Source organism: Pseudomonas putida, assembly GCA_029953615.1.
Lineage (GTDB): Bacteria > Pseudomonadota > Gammaproteobacteria > Pseudomonadales > Pseudomonadaceae > Aquipseudomonas.
Map to the genome: position 1 here is coordinate 3,124,012 of CP124529.1, position 18,681 is coordinate 3,142,692.

At 62.8% G+C, this 18,681-nt stretch carries 19 protein-coding genes and 1 pseudogene; 13 read left to right on the forward strand and 7 right to left on the reverse strand.

All coding sequences use genetic code 11. The features are described 5' to 3' along the window. Positions 1 to 53: 53 nt before the first annotated feature. From QIY50_14300 to gdhA, 3 genes are all read left to right on the forward strand, one after another. Positions 54 to 458: a hypothetical protein gene (locus tag QIY50_14300; GenBank protein ID WGV18640.1), complete on the forward strand. Its 405-nt coding sequence runs from the start codon at positions 54 to 56 to the stop codon at positions 456 to 458. Between the two features lie 296 nt (positions 459 to 754). Further along, positions 755 to 2,422: an energy-dependent translational throttle protein EttA gene (ettA, locus tag QIY50_14305; protein WGV18641.1), complete on the forward strand. Its 1,668-nt coding sequence runs from the start codon at positions 755 to 757 to the stop codon at positions 2,420 to 2,422. Between the two features lie 315 nt (positions 2,423 to 2,737). Further along, a complete protein-coding gene (gdhA, locus tag QIY50_14310) occupies positions 2,738 to 4,078 on the forward strand; it encodes an NADP-specific glutamate dehydrogenase (protein WGV18642.1) in 1,341 nt (446 codons plus the stop codon). A 141-nt stretch (positions 4,079 to 4,219) separates the two neighbouring features. On the opposite strand, the gene QIY50_14315 is transcribed toward gdhA, so the two are convergent. From QIY50_14315 to QIY50_14330, 4 genes are all read right to left on the reverse strand, one after another. Continuing rightward, complete coding sequence (locus QIY50_14315) at positions 4,220 to 4,717, reverse strand: GreA/GreB family elongation factor (protein ID WGV18643.1); 498 nt, start codon at positions 4,715 to 4,717, stop codon at positions 4,220 to 4,222. A gap of 67 nt (positions 4,718 to 4,784) precedes the next feature. Continuing rightward, positions 4,785 to 5,141: a hypothetical protein gene (locus QIY50_14320; protein WGV23059.1), complete on the reverse strand. Its 357-nt coding sequence runs from the start codon at positions 5,139 to 5,141 to the stop codon at positions 4,785 to 4,787. 220 nt (positions 5,142 to 5,361) lie between these two features. Next, positions 5,362 to 7,215, reverse strand: a complete 1,854-nt coding sequence (locus tag QIY50_14325; GenBank protein WGV18644.1) for a DUF4105 domain-containing protein — start codon at positions 7,213 to 7,215, stop codon at positions 5,362 to 5,364. A gap of 73 nt (positions 7,216 to 7,288) precedes the next feature. After that, entirely contained in the window at positions 7,289 to 7,777 is a 489-nt protein-coding gene (locus QIY50_14330; GenBank protein WGV18645.1) for a DUF3015 domain-containing protein, read from the reverse strand. A gap of 252 nt (positions 7,778 to 8,029) precedes the next feature. Here QIY50_14330 and QIY50_14335 point away from each other — a divergent pair, with 252 nt between their 5' ends. From QIY50_14335 to QIY50_14355, 5 genes are all read left to right on the forward strand, one after another. Then, positions 8,030 to 10,468, forward strand: coding sequence for an AAA family ATPase (locus tag QIY50_14335; GenBank protein WGV18646.1), 2,439 nt, complete (start codon positions 8,030 to 8,032; stop codon positions 10,466 to 10,468). Between the two features lie 161 nt (positions 10,469 to 10,629). Beyond that, entirely contained in the window at positions 10,630 to 10,968 is a 339-nt protein-coding gene (locus tag QIY50_14340) for a hypothetical protein (GenBank protein WGV18647.1), read from the forward strand. A 153-nt stretch (positions 10,969 to 11,121) separates the two neighbouring features. Further along, on the forward strand, positions 11,122 to 11,610 hold the full coding sequence (locus QIY50_14345) for a TIGR00645 family protein (GenBank protein ID WGV18648.1): 489 nt from the start codon (positions 11,122 to 11,124) through the stop codon (positions 11,608 to 11,610). A gap of 159 nt (positions 11,611 to 11,769) precedes the next feature. Beyond that, positions 11,770 to 12,075: a DUF6482 family protein gene (locus QIY50_14350; protein WGV18649.1), complete on the forward strand. Its 306-nt coding sequence runs from the start codon at positions 11,770 to 11,772 to the stop codon at positions 12,073 to 12,075. Between the two features lie 85 nt (positions 12,076 to 12,160). Then, positions 12,161 to 12,778 carry an FKBP-type peptidyl-prolyl cis-trans isomerase gene (locus QIY50_14355; protein ID WGV18650.1) on the forward strand — a complete coding sequence of 206 codons (618 nt, stop codon included), beginning with the start codon at positions 12,161 to 12,163 and terminating at the stop codon, positions 12,776 to 12,778. A gap of 127 nt (positions 12,779 to 12,905) precedes the next feature. Here QIY50_14355 and QIY50_14360 read toward each other — a convergent pair whose 3' ends face one another. The 3 genes from QIY50_14360 to QIY50_14370 form a co-directional block, all read right to left on the reverse strand. Then, positions 12,906 to 13,151, reverse strand: coding sequence for a hypothetical protein (locus QIY50_14360; protein ID WGV18651.1), 246 nt, complete (start codon positions 13,149 to 13,151; stop codon positions 12,906 to 12,908). 84 nt (positions 13,152 to 13,235) lie between these two features. Next, entirely contained in the window at positions 13,236 to 13,577 is a 342-nt protein-coding gene (locus QIY50_14365) for a zinc ribbon domain-containing protein YjdM (GenBank protein WGV18652.1), read from the reverse strand. A 188-nt stretch (positions 13,578 to 13,765) separates the two neighbouring features. Continuing rightward, positions 13,766 to 14,734: a polyprenyl synthetase family protein gene (locus QIY50_14370; GenBank protein WGV18653.1), complete on the reverse strand. Its 969-nt coding sequence runs from the start codon at positions 14,732 to 14,734 to the stop codon at positions 13,766 to 13,768. Between the two features lie 244 nt (positions 14,735 to 14,978). Here QIY50_14370 and rplU point away from each other — a divergent pair, with 244 nt between their 5' ends. The 5 genes and pseudogenes from rplU (at position 14,979) to QIY50_14395 (ending at position 18,667) form a co-directional block, all read left to right on the forward strand. After that, the gene (gene rplU / locus QIY50_14375) at positions 14,979 to 15,293 is read left to right on the forward strand and encodes a 50S ribosomal protein L21 (GenBank protein WGV18654.1); all 315 of its coding nucleotides are present in this window, start codon (positions 14,979 to 14,981) and stop codon (positions 15,291 to 15,293) included. A 38-nt stretch (positions 15,294 to 15,331) separates the two neighbouring features. Continuing rightward, positions 15,332 to 15,590: pseudogene (gene rpmA, locus QIY50_14380) on the forward strand (50S ribosomal protein L27). 188 nt (positions 15,591 to 15,778) lie between these two features. After that, a complete protein-coding gene (gene cgtA, locus QIY50_14385; GenBank protein ID WGV18655.1) occupies positions 15,779 to 17,005 on the forward strand; it encodes an Obg family GTPase CgtA in 1,227 nt (408 codons plus the stop codon). 85 nt (positions 17,006 to 17,090) lie between these two features. Beyond that, positions 17,091 to 18,209 carry a glutamate 5-kinase gene (gene proB / locus QIY50_14390; protein ID WGV18656.1) on the forward strand — a complete coding sequence of 373 codons (1,119 nt, stop codon included), beginning with the start codon at positions 17,091 to 17,093 and terminating at the stop codon, positions 18,207 to 18,209. Continuing rightward, positions 18,206 to 18,667: a CreA family protein gene (locus tag QIY50_14395; protein WGV18657.1), complete on the forward strand. Its 462-nt coding sequence runs from the start codon at positions 18,206 to 18,208 to the stop codon at positions 18,665 to 18,667. Before proB ends, QIY50_14395 begins: the two co-directional genes overlap by 4 nt. The last annotated feature ends 14 nt before the right edge of the window (positions 18,668 to 18,681 follow it).

Below are 18,681 nucleotides of genomic sequence, written 5' to 3' on the forward strand. Positions count from 1 at the left end.
CTGTGCGAGAATAGCGCCCGCTTCAAATGACAACGCATCGGAGATGTTCGGTTTTGGTTACTCACTTTTCCACCAATGGCCTCGATTCCGCCTGCGGGCGCAGCAGTCAGACCCTTGTCAGCACTGCCGTGACCGAGGACGTATCCTGCAAGTCTTGCCAGCGTTCGCTGAGCAAACCCGAGGCGGCCGCTGTCGCCAAGAGCAAGAGCCCATCGCTGGCCGAACTGCGCAAGACCGCCAAGGCGGCAGTTGAGCCGGCAGTCGCCGTGGCCGAGGTCAAGCCGGCGGCCAAGGTTGTCAGCCGTGCGCCTGCGGCCGCCAGGCCGGCCAAAGCTGCCGAGCAGCAGCCGGTTCGTAGCGGTGGCTTCAGCGTGAAGTCCGCCTGGGCCGCGCGCCTGGCCGAGCAGGGCGAGCGCTGCCGCTTGCCGCGGGGCAAGGCCAGGCAGCGTCACGTCTGAGTCATCTCTGGCTGCTGTGTCGGCCTCTTCGCGGGCGCTCGCCCGCTCCCACAGGGATCCCTGATTGCTCAGGGCCTGTGGGTCAACCTGTGGGAGCGGGCGTGCCCGCGAAGAGGCCGGTACAGGCAATAGATTCTCCCCGGTCCTACCCCCACCATCCGCCCCTCCTATGCAACGCCGCGCGTTGGCGTAGAATGGTCGACTTTGTTCAATGACACCCCCGTAAATACATCCCCCTGGCCAGTGCGCCGGGGCGATCGTCGATGTCTTTACCTATCTGATTAGAGGGCTTGGTTTTGGCTCAATACGTCTACACCATGCATCGGCTGAGCAAGGTCGTGCCGCCGAAGCGGGAAATTCTCAAGAACATTTCCCTGTCGTTCTTCCCGGGCGCCAAGATCGGCGTGCTCGGCCTGAACGGCGCCGGTAAATCGACCCTGCTGCGGATCATGGCGGGCGTCGACAAGGAATTCGACGGCGAAGCCCGTCCGATGCCCGACATCAACGTTGGCTACCTGCCGCAGGAACCGCAACTGGACCCGAACAAGTCGGTGCGCGAAGTGGTCGAGGAAGCGGTCAGCGTGATCAAGGACGCCCAGGCGCGTCTGGACGAGGTCTACGCGGCCTACGCCGAACCGGATGCCGACTTCGACAAGCTGGCCGCCGAGCAGGCCAAGCTGGAAGCCATCCTGCAGGCCGCCGACGGCCACAACCTGGAGCGCCAGCTGGACGTTGCTGCCGACGCCCTGCGCCTGCCGGCCTGGGACGCGCGCATCGAGCACCTGTCCGGTGGCGAGAAGCGCCGCGTGGCCCTGTGCCGCCTGCTGCTGTCGGCCCCCGACATGCTGCTGCTGGACGAACCGACCAACCACCTGGATGCCGACTCGGTGGCCTGGCTGGAGCGCTTCCTGCACGACTTCCCGGGCACCGTGGTAGCCATTACCCACGACCGTTACTTCCTCGACAACGTCGCCGGCTGGATCCTGGAACTGGACCGCGGCGCCGGCATCCCGTACGAAGGCAACTACTCGGGCTGGCTGGAAGCCAAGTCCGAGCGCCTGGCGCAGGAATACAAGCAGCAGAGCGCCCACGAGAAGGCCATGAAAGAGGAACTGGAGTGGGTGCGCAAAGGCGCCAAGGCCCGCCAGTCCAAGTCCAAGGCCCGTCTGCAGCGCTTCGAAGAAATGCAGTCGCAGGAATTCCAGAAGCGCAGCGAAACCAACGAGATCTACATCCCGGCCGGTCCGCGCCTGGGCGACAAGGTCATCGAGTTCAAGAACGTCACCAAGGGCTACGGCGACCGCGTGCTGATCGACAACCTGTCGTTCTCCATGCCTAAAGGCGCCATCGTCGGCGTGATCGGTGGTAACGGTGCCGGTAAGTCGACCCTGTTCCGCATGCTGATGGGCAAGGAACAGCCGGACTCGGGCACTATCGAGATCGGTGAAACCGTGCAGCTGGCCTGCGTCGATCAGAGCCGCGAGGACCTGGACGGTAGCAAGACCGTGTTCCAGCAGATTTCCGATGGTTCCGACATGATCCGCATCGGCAACTACGAGATCCCTTCGCGTACCTACGTGGGCCGCTTCAACTTCAAGGGTGGCGACCAGCAGAAGTTCGTCAAGGATCTGTCCGGTGGTGAGCGTGGCCGTCTGCACCTGGCCCTGACCCTGAAGGAGGGCGGTAACGTCCTGCTGCTCGACGAACCGTCCAACGACCTCGACGTCGAAACCCTGCGTTCGCTGGAAGAAGCCCTGCTGGACTTCCCGGGCGCGGCGATCGTGATCTCCCACGACCGTTGGTTCCTGGACCGTGTGGCTACCCACATCCTGGCGTACGAAGACGACTCGAACGTGGTGTTCTTCGAGGGTAACTACACCGAGTACGAAGCCGACCGCAAGAAGCGCCTGGGTGATGCTGCTGCCCAGCCGCACCGTGTACGGCACAAGAAGCTGGCCCAGTAAGCCGGTTTTTCGATGCACAGGAATGGGGCCTTCTTAGGCCCCATTTTTGTGCCTGGCTGGAAAGTGGTGCTGGGCGTCATTCGCGGGCATGCCCGCTCCCACAGGAGCCCCTGGAACCCAAAGCTTGTGGTAAACCTGTGGGAGCGGGCGCGCCCGCGAATGAAGCCGCCGCCGACCAAGGTTTTGTATACACTTATAGAAAACGCACCAAATAATTTCAAAAAAACGACATTTCGCCCTATTCCGGTGCGATTGCTTCTTGGTACATTCCTGAAAAAAACCAATAAGTCCAATCCTCTTGGTGAGATGTCTACCATGATCGAATCTGTCGACAATTTCCTCGCGCGCCTGAAACAACGCGACCCGGGCCAACCTGAATTCCACCAGGCGGTGGAAGAAGTGTTGCGCAGCCTGTGGCCGTTCCTGGAGGCCAACCCGCATTACCTGCAGGCCGGCATCCTGGAGCGCATGGTCGAGCCCGAGCGTGCCGTGCTGTTCCGCGTATCCTGGGTCGATGACCAGGGCAAGGTGCAGGTCAACCGCGGCTACCGCATCCAGATGAGCAGCGCCATCGGCCCGTACAAGGGCGGCCTGCGCTTCCACCCGTCGGTCAACCTGGGCGTGCTCAAGTTCCTGGCCTTCGAGCAGGTATTCAAGAACTCCCTCACCTCGCTGCCCATGGGCGGCGGCAAAGGCGGCTCGGACTTCGACCCCAAAGGCAAGAGCGACGCCGAAGTGATGCGCTTCTGCCAGGCGTTCATGAGCGAGCTGTACCGCCACATTGGCGCTGACCTGGACGTTCCGGCGGGCGACATCGGCGTGGGTGCCCGCGAAATCGGCTTCATGTTCGGCCAGTACAAGCGCCTGGCCAACCAGTTCACTTCGGTGCTGACCGGCAAGGGCATGACCTACGGCGGCAGCCTGATCCGCCCGGAAGCCACCGGCTACGGCTGCGTGTATTTCGCCGAAGAAATGCTCAAGCGCCAGGACAAGCGTATCGATGGCTGCCGCGTGGCGATTTCCGGCTCGGGTAACGTGGCCCAGTATGCCGCGCGCAAGGTAATGGACCTGGGCGGCAAGGTGATTTCGCTGTCCGACTCCGAAGGCACCCTGTACGCCGAAGCCGGCCTGACCGATGCCCAGTGGGATGCGGTGATGGCGCTGAAGAACGTCAAGCGTGGCCGCATCAGCGAACTGGCCGCGCAGTTCGGCCTGGAGTTCCGCAAGGGCCAGACTCCGTGGAGCCTGCCGTGCGACATCGCCCTGCCGTGTGCCACGCAGAACGAACTGGGCGCCGAAGACGCCCGCATCCTGCTGCGCAATGGCTGCATCTGCGTGGCCGAAGGCGCCAACATGCCGACCACCCTGGAGGCTGTGGATATCTTCCTGGAGGCCGGCATCCTATACGCCCCGGGCAAGGCCTCCAACGCCGGCGGCGTGGCCGTGTCGGGCCTGGAAATGTCGCAGAACGCCATGCGCCTGCTGTGGACTGCCGGTGAGGTGGACAGCAAGCTGCACAACATCATGCAGTCGATTCACCATGCTTGCGTGCATTACGGTGAAGAGGCGGATGGCAGCATCAACTACGTCAAAGGTGCGAACATCGCGGGCTTCGTGAAAGTGGCTGATGCGATGCTGGCGCAGGGCGTCGTTTGATCTGAGGCCGCAGGGGGCCGCTTTGCGGCCCGATCGCGACACAAGGCCGCTCCTACAGGATTGCGCGATCATCCAGGTTGTCGCGATCCCTGTAGGAGCGGCCTTGTGTCGCGATGGGCTGCAAAGCAGCCCCCAGGGCCTTCAATCTTCACCCATAACCTCAACCACTTCGATCACCTGCTCCCCCACCGGCCGCCGCCAGACCACCTCATCCCCCGGCCCCGCCCCGAGCAAAGCCCGCCCCAGCGGCGAACCCCAGTTGATCAACCCCCGCCCGGCATCCGCCTCATCCTCACCCACCAGCCGCACCACATGTTCCTGCTCCTGGGCATCGACAAACCGCACCCGGCTACCAATCTGCACCTTGCTGCGCGAAGTCGCCGCGGGCACCACCTGGGCACTCTGTACCCGCGCGCTGAAGTAGCGCAGGTCCCGTTCGGTATCCGCCAGCCGCTGCTTGTCGCCACGCTCGCCCTGGGCCTGTAGTTCGCTGCGCAGGGCATTGAGTTCGGCCACGCGCTCCTGCAGCTGGCGCAAGCCACTGGCGGTGAGGTAGTTGGGTTGCGCGCTGACCCTTCGCTCGACCGGCTGATCAGCCTGGGCAGCGGCCTGGTCTTCGTTGACGAATGCTCGGCTCATGGGTGGCCTCCTTGTGCAGGAGACCATCATCGCAGGCCGCCGGTTTCAAGGAATGTCCGTTTGCGACTCAGTTGTGGCGATAGGCGCGTGCGGCATCGCGGTCCTTTTCCTGCTCCCAGTCGCGCTCGCGCTGGTCCCAGAATCGCTCGTGGTACTGGCGCTGTTCTTCGCTGTTCTGCATGGCGTGGCACTGGCGAAAACCGTCGTCCCAGCCGCTTTCGTACGTGCGTTCGTGCAGGTAGCGCGGCACGTCCTTGCGAAAGCCGCCTACCATCAGCCCGGCCGCCTGGCGGCCGCTGCTACAGCCGTCCTGGAAACCATCGGCATAGGCGGGGGGATAACCCCGGTTGACCATTTGCTCGTGGGTGGTTTCGCAACCAGACAGCAACAACGCCATGCACACGCCGAACCAGTACCGCGACATAACCACAAAACCCTCCGGTTGATACTGGAAAGTCTAGGTGGCGATTTGTCGGGGGGGTGTCAAAACAGTGTCAAAGACTCGGTTGGGTCACACTGTGGCCTGTACCGGCCCTATCGCCGGCAAGCCAGCTCCCACAGGTACTGCACATGCCTTGAGTCCTGTGATCACCTTGTGGGAGCTGGCTTGCCGGCGATAGGGCCAGTGCAGGCAACCAGTGTTTTCAGTAGTGGTACCACTTCAGCTCAAGCATCACCTCGTTCTGCGCCGTAGCCAGGTGGCTGAACTCCCGCGAAGCACTCAACCGCACCCCCAGGTTCTGGCTGATCTCCCACTGCTGGTTCAGGCTCACGCTGCGCCGCACCTCGCCGTTGGCGAAGTAATCGCCCTTGGCCTCAAGCGTCATGTTGCCCAACCCGTTGCGCCAGAGCAGCCCGCCATTGAAACCCGCCGCCGGGGCGATGAACTGGGCGAAATCATTGTGGTGCTCGACCCGCACCGTACCCAGGGCAAAGCCCAGCAAGCCGTCGGCCAGTTGCCAGGTGCCGCCGGCCCCGCCGTTCACATGGCTCACCAGCACCTCGTCATCATGCTTGCCCGGCACCCGCTCCAGCCCGCCGGCCACCTGCCACGACCAAGGCTTGAGCAACTCGTTGCGCGGCGTCAGCGAGCGGATGGTGGCCAGGTCCAGGCGCTGCACCTGCCAGTCATTGCCTTCGTACTGGCGCAGCTTCAACTGCAGGATCTCGATTTGCGCCCCCAGCGGGAAGCCATAGGCGTTGTCATTCAGGTCGTGATAGGCCATGCGCAGGCCGTACTCGGCATAGGCACGGTCTTCGCGGGTGCCCACGCCCAGCTGCCAGGTGCGCGAATCATGGCCGTCCTCGGGCAGGCCTGGGCGCTCGATCTGCAGCGGCGGTGGCGGGTTGCTGTTGATTGCCCGCAACAGTTCGAAGCTGCGCCTGGCCTGCCCAGGGTCGCGCTCCTGGCCATTGGCGCGGTAGCGCTCCAGGCGGTACGCGGCATCCTGCACCAGCGCCTGGCGCTGGCGGGGGAGGGCCTTGAATTCGGGGCTTTGCAGTTGTGCGGTGTCGGCACTTACCGCCAGCACCTGGCGCTTTTCGCCATGATCGAGCGGCTCGGCCCGGGCCAGCAGTTCGCGTTCGCGCGAGGGGCGGTACGTTTCGCTGGCGACCAGGCCGGACTGCTTCACGGCCTTGACCGTGTCGGTCGGAATGGCGGTCAGCGGGAACTGCGAGGTCAGGTCCAGGCTCGGGCGGGCCACCTGCAACAGTTCCAGCAGACGGTACGAGCAGTTTTCGTCGAAGAAGAAGTAGTCGAACTGGATCTGCTTCAACTCCCACACATGTTCGACCATGCGCCCGGTTTCTTCCGGGGTCAGGTCCAGCTGGTACTCCCACAGGTCGCGGTTTTCCAGGCTGCGGTATTCGGACAGTTTCTCCTGGTAGGGCATCAGCGCGAACAGGCCAGGGTAGCCGCCCATCAGGCCTTTCCAGGCATACAGGATGCTGTTGTCGCTGCCTTCGATGTAGGCGCCGAAGTTGATCGCGTAACTCAGCAGCGTGGTGTCGTCACGGCGGGTGTTGGACTGGTCGATGCGCAGCAAGGTGTGGCCGAACATCGATGACGGGCTGTTCAGGTAGGCCGCCGGGAAGATCAGCGCCGCACTGTGCGGGTCGATCGACTGGTACCAGGTGGTGAACTCCTGGCAGTCCGGTTGCGGCAAATCTTGCAGGTCGAGCTGTTCGCGCAGCCAGCGGGTGCGCGCCGGGAACACGCACTGGGCATGCTTGTCGCCGAGGTTGGCCGGGGCGTACAGCGCTTCGACCGTGGCTTGCAGCTCCTGGTCGGGGTGGTGCGCGCCGTCCTCGGCGAGGAAGAACGCATCATCGTCCACATAGCTGCGCCAGCCACCCAGCTTGGCGGTTTCGTAATGGCCCAAGGCTATCCAGTAAGGGGTGTTGGCCAGTTGCTGGACACGGCCAGGGTCCAGCATGGGCGCGGCATGAACAGGGGCGCAGGCACACAGCGCCAGGGATACGAAGCGTTTGAGCATATCGGGCAACTACTTCTTGACGATGCCGAAAAAGGCGAAACCCGCCCCGGAACCGGGGCGGGAGCAGCTGGACTCAGGCCTCGGTTGCGTATTTGGCCAGGCGTGGGTCGTTCTTCAGAACGGCCAGGGTGTTGCTGTGGACGGTTTCTGCAGTGACATCGGCGCTGCTGAAGATCTGGTTGAAGTGCTGGTGGGTGACCGATGCGAAGTAGCCACGGTCTTCCGGAGCCACGCCGAGGACCACGGCATAGGTGGTTAGCGCTTCGCCCTGGCCCATGGCCATGTCTTCGGACAGTTCATTCATCATGCCGTTCATGGCGAACCAGGACTTGCCACCGTAGGTCAGTGATGCCTTGGTGGAGCAGCCGTTGGTACCGGAGGTCATGCCGAAGGTGGCGTTACCGGAGGTGCCGTTGGTGGTGGAAGCCAGGAAGTGTGCCGGCGTGCCGCGCTGGCCTTCGAACAGCATGTTGCCCCAGCCGCAGTTCGGGCCGCCTGGCGCTTCGGCCATGGCGTTGAGTGAGGCGACGGTGAACAGAGTACCCAGAAGAATCCGTTTCATAGCATTTGTTCTCTTTTGACTTAACCAAGGGTCAGGGTTTCTGGCAACTCGGTTGCCAGGTCGGGGAAGCTTTTCACCCACCCGCGCAGCTTGGAGTTTAGGCACGATCTAAGAGTTGCGTTGTTGATTGCGAAAAATTTGCTGGTACATGGCCCGCTCCGGCTGCGATATAAAGTCCTGCGGAGCCTTGCAAGGCGCGCGCGGGCAGCGCCAGAATGCTGCGTATCTGCCCCGCCGAAGTAAGGAAACCCAATGCCCGATCCTGTCGCTGCGCGCCTGCGTCTCGCGCCCGAAGCCCTGACCCGGCGTTTCTCACCCGAGCAGTTTGCCTTTACCAATACCGACGATCTGGAGCCGTTTCGCGGAGTCCTGGGCCAGGAGCGTGCTGTCGAGGCCCTGCAGTTTGGCGTGGCCATGCCGCGCCCTGGTTACAACGTGTACGTAATGGGCGAGCCCGGCACCGGCCGCTTTTCGTTCGTCAAGCGCTACCTCAAGGCCGAGGGCAAGCGCCAGCAGACCCCCGCCGACTGGGTCTACGTCAACCACTTCGATGACACCCGTGAGCCCCGCGCACTGGAATTGCCATCCGGCAGCGCCGGGGCATTCATCGCCGACATGAACGGGCTGATCGACAACCTGTTGTCGACCTTCCCGGCGGTGTTCGAGCACCCGTCGTACCAGCAGAAAAAGGGCGCTATCGACCGCGCCTTCAACCAGCGTTACGACCGCGCCCTGGATGTGATCGAGCGCGCCTCGCTGGAAAAGGACGTGGCCCTGTACCGCGACGCCAGCAACGTCGCCTTCACCCCGATGGCCGACGGCAAGGCACTGGATGAAGCCGAGTTCGCCCAGTTGCCGGAAGAGGTGCGCGAGCAGTTCCACGAGGATATCGCCCTGCTCGAGGAGCGCCTGAACGAAGAACTGGCCAGCCTGCCGCAATGGAAACGCGAGTCGAACAACCAGCTGCGCCAGCTCAACGAAGAAACCATCACCCTGGCCCTGCAGCCATTGCTGGCGCCGTTGTCGGAAAAATACGCCGAGAACGCTGCGGTCTGCGCCTACCTGCAGTCGGTACAGCTGAACCTGCTGCGTACCGTGGTCGAGCAACTGGTCGATGACAGCAAGACCGACGCCGCCGCGCGCAAACTGCTGGAAGAGCAGTACGCCCCCAGCCTGGTGGTCGGCCACCACGCCGACGGCGGTGCGCCGGTGGTGTTCGAGCCGCACCCGACCTACGACAACCTGTTTGGCCGTATCGAATACAGCACCGACCAGGGTGCGCTGTACACCTCGTACCGCCAGCTGCGCCCCGGTGCGCTGCACCGGGCCAACGGCGGCTTCCTGATTCTGGAAGCCGAGAAGATGCTGGGCGAGCCGTTCGTCTGGGACGCGCTCAAGCGTGCCCTGCAGTCGCGCAAGTTGAAGATGGAATCGCCACTGGGCGAGCTCGGCCGGGTGGCTACCGTCAGCCTGACGCCGCAGATGATCCCGCTGAACATCAAGCTGGTCATCATCGGTTCGCGCCAGCTGTACTACGCACTGCAGGACCACGACCCGGACTTCCAGGAGATGTTCCGGGTACTGGTGGACTTCGACGAAGACATGCCCATGGTCGACGAGAACCTGGAGCAGTTCGCCCAGCTGTTGCGCACCCGCACCAACGAAGAGGGCATGGCGCCGCTGACCAGTGATGCGGTGGCGCGCCTGGCCACCTACAGTGCCCGCCTGGCAGAAAACCAGTCGCGCCTGTCGGCACGTATCGGCGACCTGTTCCAGTTGGTCAGCGAAGCCGATTTCATCCGCCAGCTGGCCAATGACGAAATGACCGACGCCGGGCACATCGAGCGTGCGCTCAAGGCCAAGGCCACCCGCACCGGCCGTGTTTCGCAGCGGGTGCTGGACGACATGCTCGCCGGCATCATCCTGATCGACACCGAAGGCGCGGCCATTGGCAAGTGCAACGGCCTGACCGTGCTGGAAGTGGGTGATTCGGCGTTCGGCATGCCGGCGCGTATTTCCGCCACCGTGTACCCGGGCGGCAGCGGTATCGTCGACATCGAGCGTGAGGTCAACCTCGGCCAACCGATCCACTCCAAGGGTGTGATGATCCTCACCGGCTACCTGGGCAGCCGCTATGCCCAGGAGTTCCCGCTGGCAATCTCGGCAAGCATCGCACTGGAACAGTCCTACGGCTACGTGGACGGTGACAGCGCCTCGCTGGGCGAAGCCTGCACGCTGATCTCGGCCTTGTCGCGCACGCCGCTCAAGCAGTGCTTCGCCATCACCGGTTCGATCAACCAGTTTGGCGAAGTGCAGGCAGTGGGCGGGGTCAACGAGAAAATCGAGGGCTTCTTCCGCCTGTGCGAAGCGCGTGGCCTGACTGGCGAGCAAGGGGTGATCATCCCGCGTGCCAACGTCGCCACACTGATGCTCGACGAGCGCGTGCTGCAGGCCGTGGAGAACGGCATGTTCCACGTGTACGCGGTCAGCCAGGCCGACGAGGCGTTGAGCCTGCTGGTAGGCGAGGAGGCCGGGGTGCTGGATGACAAGGGCCAGTTCACCGAAGGCAGCGTCAACGCCCGGGTGGTGGAGCGCCTGCGCGAGATCGCCGAGATGATCAGCGAGGAGGAGATCGAGAAGGCGGAGAAAGAGCGCCTGGAAGAGGTGATTGCCCAGGCCAAGCCGGTCTGAGTCAATAAACCGGCGCTGGCGGCGATGTGCTACCGTTTAGCGCCGGTTTTCCATCTTTCTGTACGGTTCTTCTATGCTGGAACTTAAGGACGGTATTAGCGTTCAGGATGGAAACAGCCTGAGGTTCAGGCTGAACAAGGCTTTTTGGAGGGGGCGCGGCCATGCGCAATCTCAGCCTCACACGCCAGTGCCTGGGCCTGGTGACCCGCATCGAATGCAGCATCCGTCCGCTGGCCGGGGACAACGGCATGTGGACGCTGCTGTTCGCCGCCGGCATGGCCGGTGAACAACCCTCCGCAATCAAGGCCCAAGGGCCGTTCCATGGGCCGCTGGTGGCCGAATCGGTGCTCAATGCCATTGTCGACAGCCTGACCTTGCATGGGTATCAGGTGGCCGAGGATCCGCAGATCTGGTGTTTGCATTTGCAGGCGCAGTTGCGGCGGATCAATGGTGAGCGGTGTCGGAACCTGGGGGATTACCAGTTTCATCCTGAGACCTGATTGAGGCCGGGGGCCGCTTTGCGGCCCATTCGCAGCACAAGGCTGCTCCTACAAGTGAATGGGCTGCGGAGCGGCCCCCGGGCTTTTGCTGTAACAGGTGGCTGGCTATACTCGCCGTCGCTTTTTTAGTCACCTGATGAGTCCCGACACTCCATGGAACGTATCCTCGAAAATGCGATGTATGCCTCGCGCTGGCTGCTCGCCCCCATCTACTTCGGCCTGTCCCTCGGCTTGCTGGCCCTGGCGCTGAAATTCTTCCAGGAAGTGGTCCACGTCCTGCCCAACGTCTTCGCCCTCAGCGAAGCCGACCTGATCCTGGTGATCCTGTCGCTGATCGACATGTCGCTGGTGGGTGGCCTGCTGGTGATGGTGATGATCTCCGGCTACGAGAACTTCGTCTCGCAACTGGACATCGACGAGAGCAAGGAAAAACTCAACTGGCTGGGCAAGATGGATTCTTCGTCGCTGAAGATGAAGGTTGCCGCTTCGATCGTGGCCATTTCGTCCATCCACCTGCTGCGGGTGTTCATGGATGCACAGAACATCTCCACCGATTACCTGATGTGGTACGTGATCATCCACATGACCTTCGTGGTCTCGGCATTCTGCATGGGCTACCTGGACAAGCTGACCAAGCACTGAGCCTTTCAGGCCTCTTCGCAATCCCTGTGGAAGCGGGCAAGCCCGCGAAGAGGCCAGCACGGTCCAACTGACGAGCGGCGTCAGTCATGCCCTTGTGCATTCTCACATTCTGTACAAAAAATGAGCTCTCATGCGTGGTTCCCTTCGCGAGGTGCTCTCATGAACCTGCATCAGCTCAACACCGAGGCCAGGGCTGGCCATGTCGACGAACTGAACCTGATCGCCATCGAAGGTGGTGACTACCTCCTCGAGGCCCGGATCAAGGGCCACGCCCACCCACTCTCAGACTCCCGTGGCGAACGCTTGCGCGTGCACTCGGTGGAGGATGCGCGCAAGTTGCTGCAAACCATCTCCATGGTCTCGATGAACCTGGTGCATTGGTCGGTGCAGGACGAAATGTGCGGTATGGGCACGCACCCGGAAGAAGACTTGAAGGTGCCGATTTCCCAGCGCTCGGCCTGGTAGCTGCTCGCTGCGCCCCAGTGTGCTAGGCTGCTCGCCCTTTTCATCAAGGGCGCGGCTTCACTGCGCCCTGCAGTGGAGCACGACAATGTCCGAACTCAACCTGTCCACCGACGAAACTCGCGTCAGCTACGGCATCGGCCGTCAGCTGGGCGGCCAGCTGCGCGACAACCCGCCACCAGGCGTCAGCCTGGAAGCTATCCTGGCCGGCCTGACCGACGCCTTCAACGGCGCCGACAGCCGCGTCAGCGAAGCCGACCTGTCGGCCAGCTTCAAGGTCATCCGCGACGTGATGCAAGCCGAAGCAGCTGCCAAGGCTGAAGCCGCTGCAGCCGCTGGCAAGGCATTCCTGGTCGAGAACGCCAAGCGTGACGGCATCACCACCCTGGCTTCGGGCCTGCAGTTCGAAGTACTGACCGCAGGTGAAGGCGCTAAGCCGACCCGCGAAGACAACGTGCGCACCCACTACCACGGCACCCTGATCGACGGCACTGTGTTCGACAGCTCCTACGACCGTGGTCAGCCGGCTGAATTCCCGGTAGGTGGTGTGATCGCTGGCTGGACCGAAGCCCTGCAGCTGATGAACGCTGGCAGCAAATGGCGCCTGTACGTGCCGAGCGAGCTGGCCTACGGCGCCCAAGGCGTCGGCAGCATCCCGCCGCACAGCGTGCTGGTGTTCGACGTCGAGCTGCTCGACGTTCTGTAATGCCTTTGGGGCCGCTTTGCGGCCCATTCGCGGGCTTGCCCGCTCCCACAGGTGCGGCGTTAGCTTCAAGGCTTGTGCAGTACTTGTGGGAGCGGGCATGCCCGCGAAGAGGCCGGCCCTGCTGGCCTCAATTCCAATCCGTTCCCCCAGGGCGCAACGCCCGCGCATAGCAGAACAGAAACAGAGTCCGCACCAGCTCCTTGAGCACCCCCGGTTCACTCGAATTCAGCCCGCTCATGTCCAGGTCGCCCTGGTCGCGCAGCTCGTCGAGCGCTTCTTCTTCAAGCACCGCGCACACTTCGCCGGTTTCCCGATGAAGAATGCGCAGGTAGGGGTGAGGGCGGTCCAGCCAGGCGTCGATCAGATAAGTCATGGCTATTCTCCTTGGATAGCAGTTCCAATGAGAATAATTCTTATTATCTGAATAGCAAGCGCCAATTGGCTGTTATCGGAAAAATCAGACCTTGCGTACGAATTCGGACTTCAGCTTCATGGCGCCGATGCCGTCGATCTTGCAGTCGATATCGTGGTCGCCGTCGCACAGGCGGATGTTCTTGACCTTGGTGCCGACCTTTACCACCAGGGAGGAGCCCTTGACCTTGAGGTCCTTGATCACGGTGACGGTGTCGCCATCCTGCAGGATGTTGCCGACCGAGTCCTTCTTCACCACCGCGTCGCTGGCCGCTTCGGCGTCGCCGCTGGCCGACCACTCGTGGGCGCATTCAGGGCAGATCAGCTGAGTGCCATCCTCATAGGTGTATTCGGAGTTGCATTTCGGGCAGGGTGGCAGAGTGCTCACTTCGGTTCCTCAAACAAACAGACGGACGGTTAAAGGCCCGCATTGTAAAAGGTATTTCTGCAGAAGGGATTATGTCCGGACAAAAGCGTTCGCGGGCTTGCCCGCTCCCACAGGGATAGTGCCAGCCTCAAGGGCTGTGCTTGTCCTGTGGGAGCGGGCAAGCCCGCGAATGGAGATGATGCGGTCTGTCAGTGAGTACGCGCGACAGCAAACTCGCTCAGCTCGACCAGCGCATCTCGGTATTCGCTGGCCGGCAGCACTTCCAGGCAGGCGATGGCACGCTTCACGTAGTCACGTGCCAGCTCCGCGGTGTACTTCAGCGCACCCGACTCTTCGACCGCCACGCGAATTTGCTCCAGGTCCTCCAGGCCACCCTTCTGGATCGCCTGGCGCACCAGCGCAGCCTGTTCGGCGGAGCCTTCGCGCATGGTGTAGATCAGCGGCAGGGTAGGCTTGCCTTCGGCCAGGTCGTCACCGACGTTCTTGCCCAGGGTCTGCGAGTCGCCCTTGTAGTCCAGCAGGTCGTCGACCAGCTGGAACGCCACGCCCAGGTGGTCACCGAAGGTACGCAGGGCCTCGCGCTGTTCGTCGGTTGCTTCGGCCAGCGCGGCGGCGCTGTGGGTCGAGGCCTCGAACAGCATTGCGGTCTTGCCGCGGATGACCTCCATGTAGACTTCCTCGGTAGTGCTGGCGTCGCGTACCCGCGACAGCTGCAGCACTTCACCCTCGGCAATCACGCGGGTGGCCTTGGACAGGATCTGCATGACCGGCATCGAGCCCAGTTCGACCATCATCTCGAACGAGCGCGAATAGAGGAAGTCGCCCACCAGCACGCTCGGCGCGTTGCCCCACAGGGCATTGGCGGTGGAGCGGCCACGGCGCATGCCGGACATGTCGACCACGTCGTCGTGCAGCAGGGTGGCGGTGTGCAGGAATTCGATGGTGGCAGCCAGCAGGCGCAGGTCGTCGCCTTCGCGGCCCAGGGCCTTGCCACACAGCAGCACCAGCAGGGGGCGCAGGCGCTTGCCACCGGCGGACGTGATATAGTCGCCGATCTTCGATACCAGCGGCACGCGCGAGGTCAGCTGCTTCTTGATGATCTCGTCGACGGCGCTGAAATCATCAGCCACCGCGCGGTAGAAGGATTGGGGTTGCATCGGCTGCTCCAGTGAGGTTGCGCGGCATGCTAGGTCGCGGGTCCCGGTGTGTCAAGGCGCGGTGCCAGCGCGCCGGGGGCGGTACTTGCAAGCAAAACCGCGGTTGCGTACAATCGCGCACCCTAACTTCCTGGGCAGCACCTGCCTTACGCAATTGCGCCGGGCCGTTCCAGCCCTGTGCAGCCATGCCAGCCAATACTCATCATATAAAGCGCTGGGTGAGCAGGATTATCGGAGAAATACCATGTCTTACGCAGTAATCGTTACCGGCGGCAAGCAGTACAAAGTCGCTGAAGGTGAATTCCTCAAGATCGAAAAGCTGGAAGTCGCCACTGGCGAATCCGTGACCTTCGATCGCGTCCTGCTGGTCGCCAACGGTGAAGAAGTCACCATCGGTGCTCCAGTTGTTGCTGGCGCTAAAGTAGTGGCCGAAGTCGTTTCGCAAGGCCGCCACGACAAGGTTCGCATCATCAAGTTCCGTCGTCGTAAGCACCACATGAAGCGTATGGGCCACCGCCAGTGGTTCACCGAGATCAAAATCACCGGTATCCAGGCTTAATCCCCTAGATCCCCTGAATTTATTTGGAGAATTGAACCATGGCTCACAAGAAGGCTGGTGGTAGTACTCGTAACGGTCGCGACTCAGAATCGAAACGCCTTGGCGTGAAGATGTATGGCGGCCAGGTTATCAAGCCAGGCAACATCATCGTCCGTCAGCGCGGCACCGAATTCCACGCTGGCTACGGCGTTGGCATGGGGCAAGGATCACACCTTGTTCGCCAAGATCGAAGGCGTGATCAAGTTCGAGAAAAAAGGCGAGTTCATGCGCCGTTACGTGAGCATCGTCGCCGCTTAATCGCGACGTCGCTCCAGAAGCCCCGTCATGCGACGGGGCTTTTTCGTTTGTGGTGAGCCTCTTGCAAAGCTGTTTGTATGGGCTGCCGGCGTGGGTTTCTACGGTCGTACGGGGCCGCCGCGCTCATTTTTGCAAGAGCCTCATGTTTTTGAGTCATTCAGCTCGTCTACTGGCGAGAGGCGGTTTTAATGAAGTTTGTTGACGAAGTATCCATTCGGGTCAAGGCCGGTGACGGTGGCAACGGTTGCATGAGCTTCCGTCGCGAGAAGTTCATCGAGAACGGTGGCCCCAACGGTGGTGACGGTGGCGACGGTGGTTCGGTGTACATGATTGCCGACGAAAACCTCAACACCCTGGTCGACTATCGCTACACCCGTCACCACGAGGCCCAGCGTGGCGCCAACGGCGGCAGCACCGACTGCACCGGCAAGAAAGGCGACGACCTGTTCCTGCGTGTGCCGGTCGGCACCACCGTGATCGACGCCTCCACCCAGGAAGTGATCGGTGACCTGGTTACCCCGGGTCAGAAGCTGATGGTCGCCCAGGGCGGCTGGCACGGTCTGGGCAACACCCGTTTCAAGTCCAGCACCAACCGTGCGCCGCGCCAGACCACCCCAGGCAAGCCGGGTGAGCAGCGCGACCTGAAGATGGAAATGAAAGTGCTGGCCGACGTCGGCCTGCTGGGCTTGCCGAACGCTGGCAAGAGCACCTTCATCCGCTCGGTTTCGGCCGCCAAGCCGAAAGTGGCCGACTACCCGTTCACCACCCTGGTGCCGAACCTGGGCGTGGTCAGCGTCGACCGCTGGAAGAGTTTCGTCATTGCCGACATCCCCGGCCTGATCGAAGGCGCTTCCGAAGGCGCCGGCCTGGGTATCCGCTTCCTCAAGCACCTGGCGCGCACCCGCGTGCTGCTGCACCTGGTGGACATGGCGCCGCTGGACGAAAGCAGCCCGGCCGATGCCGCCGAAGTCATCGTCAACGAGCTGACCCGCTTCAGCCCGTCGCTGGCCGAGCGTGAGCGCTGGCTGGTGCTGAACAAGGCCGATATGGTCATGGAAGACGAGCGCGACGAGCGGGTCAAGGAAGTGGTCGAACGCCTGCAGTGGGACGGCCCGGTCTACGTGATCTCGGCCATCTCCAAACAGGGCACCGAAAAGCTCAGCCACGACCTGATGCGCTACCTCGAAGACCGCGCTGACCGCCTGGCCAACGACCCGGCCTATGCCGAAGAGCTGGCTGACCTCGACCAGCGCATCGAAGACGAAGCCCGTGCCCAGCTGCAGGCCCTGGACGACGCCCGTACCCTGCGTCGCACCGGCGTCAAGAGCGTGCACGACATCGGCGACGATGATGGTTGGGACGATGATTTCGAGGACGACGAAGACGGCCCGGAAATCATTTACGTGCGCGACTGACCGGTTGCAGTACACTAAACGCCGCTCTTTGGAGCGGCGTTTTTGTATCCACGGTATCTATAGATTCGACATAGGTTGGAAGAAGATGCGAAGCAAGGTGACGGGCGCCAAGCGCTGGGTCGTGAAGATTGGCAGTGCTCTGCTGACCGCCGATGGCAAAGGCCTCGATCGCGGTGCCATGGCCGTTTGGGTCGAGCAGATGGTCGCGCTGCGTGAGGCGGGCGTGGAGTTGGTACTGGTCTCCTCCGGGGCCGTGGCTGCCGGCATGAGCCAGCTGGGCTGGACGTCGCGACCGAGTGCGATGAACGAGCTGCAGGCGGCTGCCTCGATTGGCCAGATGCGCCTGGTGCAGGCCTGGGAGTCGAGCTTTGGCGAGCACGGCAAGCACACCGCGCAGATCCTGCTGACCCATGACGACCTGTCCGACCGCAAGCGCTACCTGAACGCCCGCAGCACCCTGCGCACGCTGGTTGACCTGGGCGTGGTGCCGGTGATCAACGAGAACGATACCGTGGTCACCGACGAGATCCGTTTCGGTGACAACGACACCCTGGCGGCGCTGGTAGCCAACCTGGTCGAGGCTGACTTGCTGGTGATCCTTACCGACCGCGATGGCATGTTCGATGCCGACCCGCGCAACAACCCCGACGCCCAGCTGATCTATGAGGCCCGCGCCGACGACCCGGCACTGGATGCCGTGGCCGGCGGTACCGGTGGCGCCCTGGGCCGTGGCGGCATGCAGACCAAGCTGCGTGCCGCGCGCCTGGCAGCCCGTTCCGGTGCCCACACCATCATCATCGGTGGCCGCATCGAGCGCGTGCTGGACCGCCTCAAGGCCGGCGAACGCCTGGGGACCTTGCTGTCGCCCGAGCGCGGCATGCTTGCTGCGCGCAAGCAGTGGCTGGCCGGCCACCTGCAGACCCGTGGCACCCTGGTGCTGGACGCCGGTGCGGTGCAGGCGCTGCGCCAGGCCAACAAGAGCCTGCTGCCGGTTGGCGTGAAGACCGTCCAAGGTAGCTTCCGTCGTGGCGAGATGGTGGTGTGTGTCGGCCCGGACGGCGTTGAAGTGGCCCGCGGCCTGGCCAACTACAGCGCGCTGGAAGCGCAAAAGATTATCGGCCAGCCATCCGATGTCATTGAAAGCGTGCTGGGCTATATCGCCGAGCCGGAGCTGGTGCACCGCGACAATCTGGTGTTGGTATGAGCCTGTTCAAGCGCGTGATCGGCGTGGCAGCGCTGGTGCTGCCAATGCTGGCCGGAGCGGAGGAAATCGGCCAGGTGTCCACCGTGTTCAAGTTCCTCGGGCCGAATGACCGTATTGTGGTCGAGGCCTTCGACGACCCAAAGGTCGAGGGCGTGACCTGCTACCTGTCGCGCGCCAAGACCGGCGGCGTGAAGGGGGGGCTGGGGTTGGCGGAAGACCGTGCCGAGGCCTCGATTGCCTGCCGTCAGGTTGGGCCGATCAGTTTCAAGGGCGAGCTGAAGGATGGCGAGGAAGTGTTCAAGGAACGCACCTCGCTGGTGTTCAAGACCATGCAGGTGGTGCGCTTCCTGGACAAGAAACGCAATACGCTGGTGTACCTGGTGTATAGCGACCGCATGATCGAAGGCAGCCCGCAGAATGCGGTGACCGCGATTCCGATTCTGCCTTGGGCGCATTGATAGCCTGATAGATC